Raw genomic sequence first — 15,025 nt, forward strand, 5'->3', positions numbered from 1 at the left:
GCAGAAGAACGACTAAAAATTGCTTTATTTATTACGCAGATGAATATACCCACCGGGTTAGCGGCGGGCAATTTTCAGTTCACCAAACGGCCGTGCGCCATCGCCACCGAGCGATCGCACATGTGGTCGATCACATCAGCGTCGTGGCTGACCAGGATCATTGTCAGGTCACCCGCCTGTTTCAGCTCGTTGAGCAGGTTGAGGATCTCCGCCTGCACCGACATGTCCAGCGCCGAGGTGGGTTCGTCCAGCAACAGCAGTTTGGGTTTTAACAGCAGTGCTCGTACTATCGCCACTCGCTGACGCTGGCCACCGGAAAGCTGGTGCGGGTAACGATCCAACAGCCGCGGATCCAACCCCACCTGACGAAAACCGGCGCTGATTTTTTGCTCGATGCCGCTCTCTTTCAGTAATTTCAGCGGCTCCGCCAGGGTGCGCAACAACCGGTGTTTGGGGTGCAGCGAGGCATAGGGATCCTGAAATACCATCTGCACCTCACGTCGCAGCGTGCCGGTGAACGGACGCCCCGGCTGCAGATCGCGGCCCAGCAGGTTGAAACCGCCGCTCCAGCTTTCATTCAGCCCGGCCAACACCCACAGCAGCGAGGATTTACCGCAGCCGGAAGGGCCGACCAGCCCGAAACATTCACCCGGTTCGATATGCAGATTAACCTCATGCACTACGGTGCGCACGTCATAGCCCTGCCGATGGCTGACGCTGAGATTGTCCAGAGTAATCAGGCTCATTTCAGTGACTCCAGCAGCGCACGATCCAACACCGGCAAGGGTTTACCCCGGGTCTCTCGGCTTGGCCGACACGACCACAGCGTGCGGGTGTAAGGATGGGTGGCAGAGGCCAGGCGATCGGCGGGCAACTGATCCAGCAGTTCGCCTTTGTACATCACCAGCACCCGCTCACAATAGTGCGCCACCTGCTGCAGATCGTGGCTGATCAAAATCAGGCCCATATTGCGTTGTTCAACCAGAGTTTCGATCAGTTGCAGGACCTGATCGCGCATCTGGTGATCCAGCGCGGACGTGGGTTCGTCGGCAATCAACAATTGCGGGTCGTTAATCAGCGCAATCGCCAGCATCACCCGTTGCCCCATGCCGCCAGACAACTGGTGCGGGTAACGTTGACGCAGCGATTGCGGATCGGGCAGCCCTACCGCCGCCAGCATATCCAGCACCTTCTCCCGCCGTTCTGCCCGGCCCAGGCGGGTGTGCAGCAACAGCGGCTCTTCCACCTGACGGCCAATCGGCTGGGTCGGGTTCAGCGCATGCTTGGGATCCTGCATCACCATAGCCACTTTGTTGCCGCGCAGGCGGTTCCACTGGCGTTCATTCAGCCGTGCCAGATCATCGTCACCCAGCGTTAAACGCTGCGCCTGCAACTGTAACGGCGGTGGCAGCAACCCCATCAAGGCACGCGCGGTCAAGGATTTACCGGAGCCGGATTCCCCCACCAGCGCCAACCGTTCCTGCCCCATGCTGAAGGAAATGTCTTTGACCAGCGGCTGGGAACCCGGCAATGCCACCGACAGCCGTTCGACGGTCAATAAATTGTTATCAATGCCCATGACGAGGATCCATTTTATCGCGCAGGCCATCGCCCAGCAGGTTAAAGGCCAGGCTGGCGAACAGGATCGCCCCACCCGGTACTGCGGCGACCCACCACTGGTCAAATATCACTTTGCTGCCTTCGGCCACCATGGAGCCCCATTCGGCGGTCGGTGGTGCCACGCCCATGCCGAGAAAGCCCAAACCGGCGGCGGACAGGATGATGCCACCGAGGCTCAGCGCGGCACGCACCACGGCACTCGGCAGGCACAGCGGCAAAATATGCCCGGCCATCAGCCGCAGGCCACCAATGCCTTGCATGCGCGCTGCGGCCAGATAGTCACTGCGGCGCAACGCCAGGGTTTCTGCCCGCGCCTGTCGGGCAAAAGAAGGCCAACTGGTTAACGCCAGCGCCAACGCGCCGTTCATCAACCCCGGCCCCAGCACCGCAACAAACGCCAGTGCGATCACCAGGCTGGGCAACGACAGAAAAATATCGGTCACGCGCATCAGAATACGCTCGACCCAGCCACCGAGATAACCGGCGCTAATGCCCACCAGCAGGCCAATCGGGATGGTCAGCAGCAAGATCAATGACACCAGGATCAGCGTTGGGCGAGCGCCGTAAATCACCCGTGACAGCAGATCGCGGCCAAAGCCGTCGGTGCCCAGCCAATGGCCGGAAGCAGGCGGCAGCAGGCGCAACTCGATATGCTGCAGATTGGGATCGAAAGGTGCCAGCCACGGGGCCAGCAGTGCCGTCAGGATCAGGATCGCCACCAGCGTCGCGCCAATCGTCAGCGTGGTCAGCCTGCCGCGTGGGCGATAAGCGGCTGCCGGTTCGCCCTGGGGTTCATGTTCAGAAAGATATTGGCTCATCGGGTTCGCGGGTCCACTAAATAGGTCAGCGCATCGGCCAGCGCGTTAAGCACCACAAAACAGGTGCCAATCAGCAAGGTGGCGCCGAGAATGGCCGGCGTATCGGCGGCAAACAGTGCGGTGGTCAGATAACGTCCCACCCCCGGCCAGGCGAATACCGTTTCAGTCAGCACCGCGCCCTCCAGCAGGCTGGCGTAGGACAGCGACAGTACGGTGATCAACGTGCCCAACACGTTGGGGAATACGTGACGCACCAGAATACGCGTGCGGCTGGCCCCTTTGGAACGCGCCAGGGTAACGTACTCTTTATTGCACTCTTCCAGCATCGCCGCACGCAGCAAGCGGGTGATACCCGCCATCGACAGCAGCGCCAGTGCCACCACCGGCAACCACAGGTGGCTGATGGCGTTGTAGAACATCTCACGATCGCCGGACAGCCAACTGTCGATCAGGATAAATCCGCTGCGCGGTTCCATGCTGTACAGATAGATATCATCCAGCCGCCCCGGCCCCGCCGACCAATGCAGCGTGGCGTAAAACAGCAGCAGCCCCAATAGGCTGAGCCAGAAGATCGGTACCGAATAGCCGATCAGCGACAGCAGACGCGCCGCATTATCCAACCAGCCACCCGGTTTGATCACCGCCAGAAACGCCAGGGTAATGCCGCCGACCGCTCCGAGGATAATCGCGCAGGTCGCCAGCTCCACCGTGGCCGGGAAGGTGCGCAGCAGATCGCTCAGCACCGGCTGCGAGGTAATCCGCGAGATGCCCATATCCCCTTGCGCCAGATGCACCAGATAACGCCAGAACTGCACCGGCAAGGGCTGATCCAACCCCAGATCGTGGCGCACCTGGGCATAGGTGGCTTCGCTGGCGTGATCGCCGGCTATCTGCAGCGTGGGATCGATCGGTGCCAGATGCGAGAGCATAAAGGTGAATAACAGCAGCCCAAGCAGCGTCAGCGCCAATGACAGCAGGCCGTTAAACAGCCTGCGGCCCCAGCGCCAACTGCGCCGGGCTAACCCGGCGGAAGAAGTACGACTGATCATTACTTGCTGACCTTGCTGTAGAACACCATGTCAGGGTTGATGCCCTGCTCGTAGCCTTTCAGGTTGTCGCGTACCGCAATCAGGCTGCGCGCCTGTAGACCAATCACAAACGGCGAGCTTTTCTGGACGGCTTGCTGCAACTGTTGGTAATCCGCGACCCGTTTGGCGGTGTCATTTTCCGCCGTGGCCGCCAGCGTCAGTTTGTTCAATGCCGGTATCTGCCAGTTGGCACGCCAGGCCAGCGTTTTACTGCCGTCTTCCGGGTTATAGGCGAAGGCAGCGGCGTTGGTGTTCGGGTCAAAATAGTCCGGCCCCCAGGAGGTCAGGACCGCATCATAGTTGAGAGATTTGACCTTGGTGGAGACCTGCGCACTGAGGCCCGGCACCAGATCCACCTTCACCCCGCCCTGAGCAAAGCTGGCCTGCAATGCCTGTGCGATGTCCAGGTATGGCGGCTGGTTGTTGACCTCCAGCTTAAAGCTGACGTCTTTCAGACCGGCCTTGGCCAAAATTTCTTTAGCCTTGGCCGGGTTAAAGCTGTAAGGCTTGTCCTTCAACGCCCCCAGGTAACCCTCTGGCAGGAATGCCTGATGGTTCTGGAACTGGCCTTTCAGCAGGTCATCGGCAATACCTTTATAGTCGAACAGCCAGCGCGCCGCTTCCCAGAAGGCCGGGTTACCCAGCGCCGGGGACGCCTTGGCGTTGAACTGCAGGAAATAGAGTGAGGCGTACGGAATGGCCAGCGGCTTGACGCCCGGCTTGCCTTTCAGCGCGGCCATCTGGTCTGCCCCAAGGTTGCGCGCAATGTCGGCGTCGCCCTGCTCGATCAGCAGACGGCGGGCGGCCGGATCCGGCACGTTTTTGATCAGGATGGTTTTCAGCGTTGGCGCCCCCTCTGGCGAACCGGGGTTGGCGTCAAGCACCACCACTTCATGCGGCACATAGGTGCGGATTTTATACGGGCCGCTACCGGCGGAATGGCTGTTCAGCCACTGGTGGCCAAAGTCATCACCCTGCTGATGCGCCAACGCTTCTTTGGCATCGACAATGGAGGACACCGGTGCCGAAAGCAGGCTAAGTACGAACGCCGGGCTGACGTTTTCGCTCCAGCTGATTTTGACCCGCTGGTCATCCACCTTACTCAGGTATTGGTCGACATTTTTTGCGTTCCAGCCCAGTTGGGTGAGGATAAACGACGGCTCAAGATTCAGCTTCACCACCCGCGACAACGAGAAGATCACGTCTTCCGGGCGCAGTGGATTGCCGCTGGAGAATTTGGCGTCTGGCCGCAGAGTAAAAGTCAGGCTGCGGTTATCACTGCCCGCCTGCCATTCACTGGCCAACGTGGGTTTAAGTTCGATCGGATTTTTTGGATCTGACTGGATCAGGCGTTGGTACAGGCTGTTGAATGACTGCACCGTGGTTAATTCAAAGCCCTGGGCCGGATCAAAGCTGACCACGTCATCGATGGATTGGGCAATCACCAAAGTATTGGCCGGAGTTACCGCCTGCGCGTTGAAACTGGCCGCCACGGCCAAAAATGCCAAAGAGGGAACGAACGCTTTCATCAAAAACTCTCCAAGCGGATGGAATTTATAGTAATTTCGCGAGTGTATGTGAGAGCCATCGGCAGGCGAAGGTACTTAAATAACTATAGATATTCTTTTTATGTCTATAGCTGAGATTTTGATTATTAAGCAGGCGGACTTTTGCGAGTGGGTGCGCAGTTGCTGGGGTAACCCTGAGCACCAATGACATCTTTTGCGTGGCGCTGCGCAATGGAGAAAACAACGTTTTGTGCAGTTCCTTACCAGCAATTAGTGTGCGGCTAATTGCTACAGGGAGCTATCAAATGGAAGCAAACTCGCCAACGGAGGGCGTTAAAAATGCATATCAACGGGTGGTACAACAGACGCTTGAAGATATGAACAGCGTATTGGTTGAATCGGGTCTTTTCATCAGCCAACTGGCCGAACAAGATCGTCGCTGGCAAAAAGGCAGAAAAAACGGCCATACGCTTAACTGGCGTTCACTGTTGAAATTTTATGACAGTACTGCGCTCAAGACAGCGAGCTTTGTTTTTGTTTTCAGATGGATTGCGGCCCCACTGACTCGTGCAGGCTTTTGCCTGTGTCACTACCACAGAGTGGATAACATCATCGAATTGATCGCATTAGAGAGCTTTACAGACCGCGCGGCTAAACATCCACTAAACGGCAAAATGCTGGAATATTGTCTTCGCACCCTCTATTTCTATGGTGTGAATTTACGCACGCAAGGGCTGATATCTACATCGCTCCCCGACATACTGATCAGCAACGTCCTCAACAATCGACTGCTCAAGCTTTATACCAGTCAGGCATCATTCACCGTTATACCCGGCACTATGAACTGCACAACGGAATTCATCTCATTGAGAAAATACCTAAGCCGCTTTAAAAAAATTCAGCGTTAAGTCCTTGCGTGATATGGTGTGTACAAATAACGTTCAAAAAGGAGAGCAACATGAAGGACAGGGACCTGAACGACCCAACGCTAACTATTCAAGAAGAAAAAGAAATCATGATCGAAATTTTGCAGCAACATCTTCGCTGGCAAATGGCGAATCCACCGCCTCCTGAAGAAGTCCCCATATTAGAACTCATAGGCCCAGTGCAAAAAAGCAAACGCCGTATGGTCAGAAAACTGTTGAGAAAACAGCTTTAACTTTCTCTATCGCCGGGCACCATGCCCGGCCTGCTTGCCAGCCACCTTCCCTCCGATTAAATCTGGTAATCGATCACCGTATCCAGCTGTGAGGAGAACACTTTGTCTTTGATTTCGGTCAGCGACAGCGTTGGGTTACAGAGCTGGATAAATCGCCATGCATAGTTACGTTGTAACTGACTGCGTTTCAAACCTAACCACACGGTATTGGGTTCGAACAGGTGTTCGGCGTTAAGGCTAACCAACCCGTGGTCGCGTTCCTTCTCGTAGGACATATCCGCCAGCACGCCCACCCCCAACCCCAGCTCAACATAGGTTTTAATCACGTCAGAATCCTGCGCACTTAAGGCAATATCCGGCGTTAACCCGGCAGCTTTGAAAGCGCTATCCAGCCGTGACCGGCCGGTAATGCCCTGCCGGTAGGTAATCAGGGGCAAAGTACTGAGCATTTCCAGCGTTACCTGTGGCTGACGGGTCAACTCATGCCCTTCCGGCACCAGTATGGTGTGGTGCCAACGGTAATAAGGAAACGCCGCCAGAGACTCGTCGCTCATCAACCGCTCACTGGCAATGCCGATATCGGCCTCACCGGAAGCCAGCATGCCGACGATTTCTTCGGGGCTGCCCTGATTCAGTACCACCCTCACCCGCGGATACAGCGCGCGAAACTCTTTAATCACCCCTGGCAGGCTGTAGCGTGCCTGGGTATGGGTAGTGGCGATATGCAACTGACCGGCGTCGTTGCTGCTGAATACGTCCGCCAGGCGGCGGATATTATTGGCATCATTCAGGATGCGTTCCGCCACCACCAGTAGCTCTTTGCCCGGCTCGGTCATGCCTAATAAACGCTTGCCGCGGCGGATAAATATCTCAATGCCCAGCTCTTCTTCCAGTTCCCGAATATGACGACTGACACCCGACTGCGAGGTAAATAAAGTGTTGGCCACCTCGGTCAGGTTGTAGTTGCAGCGCGCAGATTCCCGAATAATTTTTAATTGTTGAAAGTTCATCCACTCCCCCCGGTCGAACAATATTGTTAACACAGTGATACGGAGTCTGGCGTGAGGGGACAAATAAGAAATAACCTTTAGTTATGCATTTTCATGCTAAGTGAATTTTTCACCGCTGTGAATTAACTGTTTCTTAGCCTTAAAATAACCAATTCCTTTAATATTAATGAGATAAATAACCACTTGTAAATTGTGGATTAAATACTCAGGCAGAATAAAGTTATTAAATATAGGTATTAGATATATGAAACGAAAAAAGGCTCAGCATGCTGAGCCTCATTAAAACGCAGTGCGGGGATCAGGCCGTTGCCTCTCCACCGACAGGACCGGAGGTATTCTGCTGCAACCACTGCTGCACATAGCACACCAAATCGCCAATGCAGTCGTCCTTCATACCCTGGTTTCTCAGCTCGGTATCCAGTGAGAACAGGTACTGAGCGTTGGTACCCAGTGGCCCACTGGCACTGGCGATCAAGGGTGCGATCACCTGGTGGCTGGTATCTTCTTCAAACAGCGGATGCTGCGGGTTCATCACAAACACCAACGCGGTCACCACTTGGCCATCGGCCAAGGTGAGATCGCACCAGGTCGGCAAATAACAGCCGGTCAGCATCTCACGTTTCCACAGCAGTTCCAGCTCTTCACGCAGCTTGGCTTCCGGCAGGCGGAACGCCAGCCCGGTGGTACTTCCGCCCTCTTTCAGCGCTAACATACGCCCAGGCTGATGCAAGGTGCCGCGCCCGGCGGTCAGCCGCAAACAGAAAGCGCGGTGCCAGCCCTGCAACGTGGCCGGTCTCACCTCTTCGGATTCAAATACCGGGTTCCACATCAGTGACCCGTAGCCGAAAACCCACACCGGGCTGTTATCCGGCCGACGGGATAAAGTACAATCCAGTGAGGCCGCACGCTGCTCTGATGTCAGTAACAGCGACTCCTCAATGGTGCCGAATGCTGTTTTGCAATCCGCATTTTGCAGAAAATCTCGCGTTAACACCTTAACAACCTCCCGGGAATAAGATCGCTCCTACTCCCTAGCCACTGTTCAACTTTATTATTGAGTACGGAATTTTATTAATTCTATAACCCTTTCCGCGATAATAATGACCTTATTCTTTTCTCGGGGAGCAATCAAGTTTCATACGATGTTTAAAGTGAAAAAGTATTTGTACTCAGCAGCAATAATATCGAAGGGTAAAATATCTCAGTTAAGCATTAAGCGATCGCCATCCTGCTTCGTCGCGGTGACCGGGCCCGTCTGCCACGATCAGCAAACAATTCTCATTATCAAATGGCGTGATATACTCAGCGCCAAACGAACATAAGGAGAACCCCGTGACTACCGAAGCCCCACGCTCACGCGCACCCTACCTGATTGCAGTCAGTGCCATTCGCGATATTACCCCGCACCTGCGTCGTATCACCTTCACCGCGCCGGACCTGCGCTATTACCCGGCAAATGCTGCTGCCGCGCACATCAAGGTTTTCCTGCCGCTGGCAGGCCAGACACAGCCGGATCTGCCGACGCTGACCGAAAATGGCCCACGCTGGGCAGCCGATGCGGTACGCCCCATTGTTCGCACCTACTCCATCCGTGCGGTACGTCCGGAACTGGCGGAAGTCGACATTGAATTCGCCATTCATGACCACAGCGGCCCGGCGGTTGACTTTGCCCGCGCGGCGAAAGCCGGCGATAAAATTGGCATCAGCAATCCCGGTGGCCCGAAACCTATGCTGCCAGAGGCTGACTTCTACTGCCTGGCCGGCGATCCTTCTTCTTTACCCGCTTTGGCGGCGTTGCTGGAAACACTACCGGCACGCAGCGAAGGTCATGCCTTTATCCGGGTTGATAGCGCAGCCGATGTGATCGACCTGAAAAAACCTGCGGGTTTTGAACTGAGCTGGATTATTGGCGGCACCGAGAAAACGGCAGAGCTGGTCACGCAGTTTTGTGCATTGCCGCAGCCGCAGGCCGAGACCCAGTACTGGCTGGCCGGTGAAGATCGTCTGGTGGTAGAACTGCGCCGCTACCTGCGCCGCGATCGTCAATGTGAGCGTAATCGCCTTTATGCCGTGCCTTACTGGCGTGAGGGGCTAAATGAAGAGGGTTACCATAATAAGCGGCATGAAATCATGGATAATATTGATGACTGATAGGAATTTTTCCCTTTATTAACCAAGGAATAGATTCGCAAACTGCAATTTATATGCCGTTAATGAAGAAAACAAATCTCACTGCGTAAAAGTAAGTAAAGAAAACCGCATCCAGTGCGGTTTTTTTGTTAACCTAGTCACATATTGCAAGCATTTGCTTTTGCAAGTAAAACAACATCACATCATTCCCCGGCACGCGCCACTGGGTGTATCCTATTATTATTAAATAAAAATGCATTCTGGATGCGCAGAGTTGCCTTTAACGGCAGTCAGCGAAGACGGGACCACGCTGTTTGAGAAGGAGTACCATCGAAATGAAGTCGCAAAACGATCCTGGCCGATCCAAATCCCGCCACACCGAGTATTCCCTGCTGCTGCCCATTGCCGCCCTGGTGGTGCTGAATTTGTGGGGCAATACCAGCAACTTTCCGTTGATCGTCGGTATTAACATCGTTGCCCTGATCGGTATTCTCAGCAGTGCATTCAGCGTAGTACGCCACGCCGACGTCTTGGCTCACCGCCTGGGTGAACCCTATGGCTCGCTGATCCTCAGCCTGTCGGTGGTGATCCTGGAAGTCAGCCTGATCTCCGCATTGATGGCCACCGGTGATGCCGCTCCGGCGTTGATGCGCGATACCCTTTACTCGATCATTATGATTGTCAGCGCCGGGTTGGTGGGTGTTGCACTGCTGCTTGGCGGACGTAAATTCGCCACCCAGTACGTTAACCTCGGCGGTATAAAACAGTATCTGATGGCGATTTTCCCGCTGGCGGTGATTGTGTTGGTGTTCCCGAGTGCGCTGCCGGGCGGTAACTTCACTACCGGTCAGGCGCTGCTGGTTTCGGTGATTTCTGCCGCCATGTACGGCGTGTTCCTGGTGATCCAGACCAAAACCCACCAGAGCCTGTTCGTCTATGAGCACGAAGATGACGATGGTGACCCGCACCATGGCAAGCCTTCCTCGCACAGCAGTGCCTGGCATGCCGGTTGGTTGGTGGTACATCTGATTGCAGTGATCGCGGTGACCAAGTTCAACGCCAATCCGCTGGAAGGTTTGTTGACCAAGGTGAATGCCCCGGCGCAATTTACCGGTTTCCTGGTCGCCCTGCTGATCCTGTCGCCTGAAGGTCTGGGGGCACTGCGAGCGGTATTGAATAATCAGGTACAGCGCGCCATGAACCTGTTTTTCGGTTCGGTGCTGGCGACCATTTCCCTGACGGTACCGGCGGTCACCGTCATCGCCACGCTGACCGGTCAGACGTTGATCTTCGGTTTGCAGACGCCGCATATCGTGGTGATGCTGACGGTGTTGTTGCTGTGCCAGCTTTCGTTCTCCACCGGCAGGACCAACGTGCTGAACGGTACGGCGCACCTGGCGCTGTTCGCCGCCTATATGATGACCATCTTTGCCTGATTACCCGAAGGGCGCCCCGTGGCGCCCTTCGTCTTTATACATAGCGCAAAAGCTTATACCGCGAAAAAAATGCCCGCCGCGATACCGCCAAACAAAATCCATTTAATGATGTAATACCCGGTACGGTTCCACGCCTTCAGCCGTTTCCCCACTTTGCGCACCGCATAAATATACTTGAACAGCTTGTTAACCCCCCCGGTACGATCGCCCTCTTCATTGGGTGCAGTGGCCGCACTCATCAAATTGCGTCCCAGCCAGTGGTTGATACCCTGTGCCCAGCGGAAACGCATCGGCCGTTCAATGTCACAGAACAGAATCAGCCGGTTCTGCCCGCTCTGGTTCTCGGCAAAATGCAGATAGGTCTCATCAAACATTACCCCTTCGCCATCGCGCCAACTGTAGCGCTCGCCGTCCACTTCAATAAAACAGCGGTCGTCATTCGGGGTAATCAGCCCCAGGTGATAACGCAGCGAACCGGCGTAAGGATCGCGGTGGCGTGGCAGGCGGCTGCCGTCCGGCAGTTCGGCAAACATCGCCGCCTTGACTGAAGGCAGGCTGCGCAACAGCGCGGTAGTCTGCGGACACAGACTCATCGCCGACGGGTGGCTGTCTTCATACCATTTTAAATAAAAACGTTTCCAGCCGGTTTTGAAGAACGAATTGAACCCGGCATCGTTAAACTGATCCGAGGCTTTAATTTGCTGGATCGCCATCAACTGCTGCCCTTCATCACGGATAGTTTGCCAATTATCCCGCAGTACCTTCAACTCGGGGAATTGCTCCGGTTGCAAATAAGGCGTGGTCGGCACGCGTGAGAACAGATACATAAAAACGTTCAGTGGCGCGGTAAAGGTCGAGTGATCAGAAAGCTGCCGCCAGAAGGTGTAACGCACCCTGCCACGGTAATGGACATACACAACGCACAAAATAAATAGCAATAAAATAATGTATTTCATGATTGAACCGCTTTGAAGATCCCAATGCCCAGTACGCCACTCCGGCATACTCCCCAGATATTCCCTTTTGGCGGATGCACCGCTACGCCCTGCTGGAACCCCACTAATCATTAACGCTAACTCAACGAAAATCTATACAAAAAACCACAATAGTTTACACAAAAGCTAAACGAGCGAGGATTGGACTCCGACCAGTCGAGGCTGAGCAACCCGCTAAAAGCAATAATCGACAATTACTTTTTGGTTTCTTCTATTAACGGCACGAGTAAGTTACGGTAAAACAATAAATTAATAATTTGATTTCGATCAGTACGCCATAATTCACCCATGATTAACTCATGGTGTTATTTAAATTAAATGGCAACAACGCGAACAATAATAAAAACAAATAATACGTGCGGGAAATATCATGAAAAATATATCAGAAATCAGAATGAATCGCAGAACCTTGTTAAAAGGGCTGGGGGTCATAGGATTGGCCAGCATCTCACCCTGCGTTTTTTCCATGGCGCTGGACAAGGGTAAACCCTTGTCCCGAGTGCGGCTTAAACTAACCGACTATCAAACCTTTAGATCAACCTGTGCCATGGAGTGTTTACACTGCAATTTAACGGCTTATGTCTATCAGGGTGAGCTGAAGAAAATAGAAGCCAGCAAAGATTTTAACGTCAAGTGCTGCCTGCGCGGAATAAGTCGGACCAAATGGGTGTATCACCCACTGCGGGTTAAAACACCCTTGCTTCGGGTCGGAGAAAAAGGCGAAGGGAAATTCAAACCGATATCCTGGGATGAGGCGCTGGATCTGATTGAGCTAAATATCCGCAACACCCTTGCCAGCCACGGAAATAAAGGCCTGTTGATTTCGACCCATGCCGGCAACATGGATTCTATTAAAAATGATATGGCCAAGAGCTTCTTTGATTACCTCGGCGGCGCCACCAAACGCACCGGCTCCTTGTGTTGCTCTGCCGTGACCGCCGCCATGATCCCGATGCTTGGCCTGCGCTACGCGGATATGCGCGACACGCTTGCCGACAGCCGATACATCCTGTGCTGGGGCAATAATCCAGCCGTGACCATGCAAGCCTATTTTAAAGAATATATTAAGGCGCAAAAACAGGGGGCGCGCCTGGTGGTGATCGACCCGAGATTTAACGAAACGGCGGCCAAAGCCGATGAATGGATCCCGATTATTCCTGGCACCGACACCGCGTTGGCACTGGGGATGATAAAAATCATTATGGATGAGCAGCGCTATGATGCTGACTTCCTGCGCCAACACACCGGGGCGGTTTATCTGGTGGATGCCGAGCAACAACAGCTTAGGGAAGATCCGCAGGATAAAGAAAGCTATCTGGTCTACGACAACCTAAGCCAAAAGCTGGTTCGCCATGATACACCCGCCATTGTTGCGGCACTGACACAGGCAGAACTGCCTGCAGATGCCGGTTATACCACGGTGTTTGAACTGATCCGCCAGGAGGCCGCCCCCTGGAACACGGAGAAAGTAGCGGCAGAAACCGATGTTCCGGCAGCCACCCTGCTGCGGTTGGCGCGAGAGTATGCCAGCAACAAACCTTCGATGATCGTACAGAATATGTCCGGCGCTCAGCGTACCGAGTTTGGCACCTATGTGGCCGCCAGTCAGTTCTATCTGGCGCTGTTGACCGGCAATATGGGCAAAGCCGGTGGGGGTGTCTGCGATGCGGGCGGCGCAAAACAGATGATGAAGTTCAATCCGCCGGTACCACCCGCACCTAACGTGCAAAAAATCCCACCGATACCCGTTTCTAAAACCGGAGAATGGATCGTCAACGATCGCCCTCACCCGATTAACTTCTGGTGGATTATGACTCTGGGCGCCCTGACCCAACTGCCTAACACCAATATGGTGAAAAAGGCCCTGAAGAAAGTGCCGTTTGTGGTGGTGGCCGATAATCTGATGAGTTCCACCGCCCTGTATGCAGACCTGGTGTTGCCGGTGACCACCATTTTTGAAGATCTCAGCCTGATGGCCGGCGTCCGCAGCCACTATGTCCAACTGATGGAAAAAGCGGTGGAGCCAGTCGGTGAGGCCAAACCGGATTACTGGATTTTTGCCCGGCTAGCCGAACGTTTCGGCTTTGGCGAAGTGTTTAATCAACCGATTGAACACTATATCGAAAACTGTCTGGCCGGTACCGGCATCACCATTGAACAACTGCGCCACGGGCCGATCAAACCGGCGGAGGTGCCGTGGATCCCGTTCAGGGACGGTATCTTCCGCACACCCACTAAAAAAGCCCACTTCTTTATTGAAGCCTGGCAGAAGAAAGACTTCCCACCGATTGTGACCTATATGCAGGTTAAAGAGTCGCCGAAAGGGTCGCCGGAGCTGGCAAGAAAATACCCATTAATGGCCGTGCAGCGCAAGCTGGCCCGGAGTATTCACTCCAGCCACGGGATGAATGAATGGATCCTCGAAGTTCAGCGTAATCAGCCTAATATCATGATCCATCCGGAAGATGCCGCCAGTCGCAATATCCACAATGGCGCATGGGCCATTGCTTTCAATCATCGGGGAGAGCACCGGGCATTGGCGGTAGTGACCCGTCAAATCAAACGCGGCGTGGTGTGCCTGGACAATGGCTGGTGGGAACAGCAAGGGGGCAGCAGCAGCCACGTGACTAACGATCATGCCGAAGTCCTGGGCTCCGGCCATTGTTGTAACAGCACCCTGGTTGACGTTAGGGCGGAGGCATAATCATGGTCAGACAATATGGATTTTTAGTGGATATGCGCGGCTGTTACGGCTGCAAAACCTGCTCGATGGCCTGTAAATCCGAAAATGCAACCCCGGCGGGCGTGCTCTGGCGTCAGGTCAGGGAATTTAGCTTTGACGATCCGAACGCGATGGCGTTTATCACGATGTCCTGTAATCACTGTGACGATCCGCAATGCATGAAAGTGTGCCCGGCAGATACCTACAGTAAACGCCCGGACGGCATCGTGGTGCAGGATCACGACAAATGCATTGGTTGCCGGATGTGCATTATGGCTTGTCCTTATAATGCGCCGGTTTTTGATCCGGTCGAAGGGAAAACCAGTAAGTGCAATCTGTGTGCTGAGCGGCTGGATGAAGGATTGCAACCACGCTGTGTCGAGTCCTGTCCGGCCGGGGTACTGCAGTTTGGTGATATTGATCTGCTGCGGCAAGAATACCGGGCTGACTTAACCCGTATCGAAACCCGCTACTCACTGCCAAGCCACCAAATCAGCCACCCCAATATCGTGATTATTCCCGCCGGGGATAAGGAATAG

The 15,025-nt window shown here is 54.4% G+C and carries 14 protein-coding genes; 6 read left to right on the top strand and 8 right to left on the bottom strand.

The genetic code is table 11. From position 1 onward, the window contains the following. Positions 1-74 precede the first annotated feature (74 nt). From QOT07_RS15110 to QOT07_RS15130, 5 genes are read right to left on the bottom strand one after another with little or no spacing between them, the layout of a single operon-like run. Entirely contained in the window at positions 75-746 is a 672-nt protein-coding gene (locus QOT07_RS15110; protein ID WP_099064374.1) for an ABC transporter ATP-binding protein, read from the bottom strand. After that, on the bottom strand, positions 743-1,579 hold the full coding sequence (locus tag QOT07_RS15115; RefSeq protein WP_283603452.1) for an ABC transporter ATP-binding protein: 837 nt from the start codon (positions 1,577-1,579) through the stop codon (positions 743-745). Before QOT07_RS15115 ends, QOT07_RS15110 begins: the two co-directional genes overlap by 4 nt. After that, positions 1,569-2,438, bottom strand: coding sequence for an ABC transporter permease (locus QOT07_RS15120; RefSeq protein ID WP_219016502.1), 870 nt, complete (start codon positions 2,436-2,438; stop codon positions 1,569-1,571). Before QOT07_RS15120 ends, QOT07_RS15115 begins: the two co-directional genes overlap by 11 nt. Then, positions 2,435-3,487 (bottom strand): ABC transporter permease, encoded by a 1,053-nt coding sequence (locus QOT07_RS15125; RefSeq protein WP_283603453.1) that lies wholly within the window; start codon positions 3,485-3,487, stop codon positions 2,435-2,437. The genes QOT07_RS15120 and QOT07_RS15125 overlap by 4 nt, the downstream gene beginning before the upstream one ends. Next, on the bottom strand, positions 3,487-5,055 hold the full coding sequence (locus QOT07_RS15130; RefSeq protein WP_283603454.1) for an ABC transporter substrate-binding protein: 1,569 nt from the start codon (positions 5,053-5,055) through the stop codon (positions 3,487-3,489). The genes QOT07_RS15125 and QOT07_RS15130 overlap by 1 nt, the downstream gene beginning before the upstream one ends. A gap of 284 nt (positions 5,056-5,339) precedes the next feature. On the opposite strand from QOT07_RS15130, the gene QOT07_RS15135 reads away from it, so the two are divergent. Beyond that, entirely contained in the window at positions 5,340-5,942 is a 603-nt protein-coding gene (locus tag QOT07_RS15135; RefSeq protein ID WP_283603455.1) for a hypothetical protein, read from the top strand. 50 nt (positions 5,943-5,992) lie between these two features. After that, a complete protein-coding gene (locus QOT07_RS15140; protein WP_099064380.1) occupies positions 5,993-6,193 on the top strand; it encodes a hypothetical protein in 201 nt (66 codons plus the stop codon). Between the two features lie 56 nt (positions 6,194-6,249). Here the strand turns inward: QOT07_RS15140 and cbl are convergent, their stop codons facing one another. Next, complete coding sequence (gene cbl, locus QOT07_RS15145) at positions 6,250-7,203, bottom strand: HTH-type transcriptional regulator Cbl (RefSeq protein ID WP_012145640.1); 954 nt, start codon at positions 7,201-7,203, stop codon at positions 6,250-6,252. 298 nt (positions 7,204-7,501) lie between these two features. Next, complete coding sequence (locus QOT07_RS15150) at positions 7,502-8,197, bottom strand: gamma-glutamylcyclotransferase (protein WP_207978984.1); 696 nt, start codon at positions 8,195-8,197, stop codon at positions 7,502-7,504. A 338-nt stretch (positions 8,198-8,535) separates the two neighbouring features. Between QOT07_RS15150 and QOT07_RS15155 the strand changes: the two genes are divergently transcribed. Further along, positions 8,536-9,354, top strand: coding sequence for a siderophore-interacting protein (locus QOT07_RS15155; protein ID WP_207978982.1), 819 nt, complete (start codon positions 8,536-8,538; stop codon positions 9,352-9,354). A 314-nt stretch (positions 9,355-9,668) separates the two neighbouring features. Beyond that, the gene (chaA, locus tag QOT07_RS15160) at positions 9,669-10,769 is read left to right on the top strand and encodes a sodium-potassium/proton antiporter ChaA (protein ID WP_099064384.1); all 1,101 of its coding nucleotides are present in this window, start codon (positions 9,669-9,671) and stop codon (positions 10,767-10,769) included. A 53-nt stretch (positions 10,770-10,822) separates the two neighbouring features. On the opposite strand, the gene lpxO is transcribed toward chaA, so the two are convergent. Beyond that, the gene (gene lpxO, locus QOT07_RS15165) at positions 10,823-11,725 is read right to left on the bottom strand and encodes a lipid A hydroxylase LpxO (protein ID WP_085117324.1); all 903 of its coding nucleotides are present in this window, start codon (positions 11,723-11,725) and stop codon (positions 10,823-10,825) included. Between the two features lie 409 nt (positions 11,726-12,134). Between lpxO and QOT07_RS15170 the strand changes: the two genes are divergently transcribed. Both QOT07_RS15170 and QOT07_RS15175 read left to right on the top strand, forming a co-directional pair. After that, positions 12,135-14,468, top strand: a complete 2,334-nt coding sequence (locus QOT07_RS15170) for a molybdopterin-containing oxidoreductase family protein (protein ID WP_283603457.1) — start codon at positions 12,135-12,137, stop codon at positions 14,466-14,468. Positions 14,469-14,470: 2 nt separating this feature from the next. Continuing rightward, positions 14,471-15,025, top strand: coding sequence for a 4Fe-4S dicluster domain-containing protein (locus tag QOT07_RS15175; RefSeq protein ID WP_207978980.1), 555 nt, complete (start codon positions 14,471-14,473; stop codon positions 15,023-15,025).

Origin of the sequence: Serratia proteamaculans (assembly GCF_949794035.1) — a bacterium.
GTDB classification, from domain to species: Bacteria; Pseudomonadota; Gammaproteobacteria; order Enterobacterales; family Enterobacteriaceae; genus Serratia; species Serratia proteamaculans.

Bases quoted from the DNA above. Each gene is read 5' to 3' on its own strand.
- QOT07_RS15110 (WP_099064374.1), bottom strand. From the start codon at position 746: ATGAGCCTGATTACTCTGGACAATCTCAGCGTCAGCCATCGGCAGGGC.
- QOT07_RS15115 (WP_283603452.1), bottom strand. From the start codon at position 1,579: ATGGGCATTGATAACAATTTATTGACCGTCGAACGGCTGTCGGTGGCA.
- QOT07_RS15120 (WP_219016502.1), bottom strand. From the start codon at position 2,438: ATGAGCCAATATCTTTCTGAACATGAACCCCAGGGCGAACCGGCAGCC.
- QOT07_RS15125 (WP_283603453.1), bottom strand. From the start codon at position 3,487: ATGATCAGTCGTACTTCTTCCGCCGGGTTAGCCCGGCGCAGTTGGCGC.
- QOT07_RS15130 (WP_283603454.1), bottom strand. From the start codon at position 5,055: ATGAAAGCGTTCGTTCCCTCTTTGGCATTTTTGGCCGTGGCGGCCAGT.
- QOT07_RS15135 (WP_283603455.1), top strand. From the start codon at position 5,340: ATGGAAGCAAACTCGCCAACGGAGGGCGTTAAAAATGCATATCAACGG.
- QOT07_RS15140 (WP_099064380.1), top strand. From the start codon at position 5,993: ATGAAGGACAGGGACCTGAACGACCCAACGCTAACTATTCAAGAAGAA.
- cbl (WP_012145640.1), bottom strand. From the start codon at position 7,203: ATGAACTTTCAACAATTAAAAATTATTCGGGAATCTGCGCGCTGCAAC.
- chaA (WP_099064384.1), top strand. From the start codon at position 9,669: ATGAAGTCGCAAAACGATCCTGGCCGATCCAAATCCCGCCACACCGAG.
- lpxO (WP_085117324.1), bottom strand. From the start codon at position 11,725: ATGAAATACATTATTTTATTGCTATTTATTTTGTGCGTTGTGTATGTC.
- QOT07_RS15170 (WP_283603457.1), top strand. From the start codon at position 12,135: ATGAAAAATATATCAGAAATCAGAATGAATCGCAGAACCTTGTTAAAA.
- QOT07_RS15175 (WP_207978980.1), top strand. From the start codon at position 14,471: ATGGTCAGACAATATGGATTTTTAGTGGATATGCGCGGCTGTTACGGC.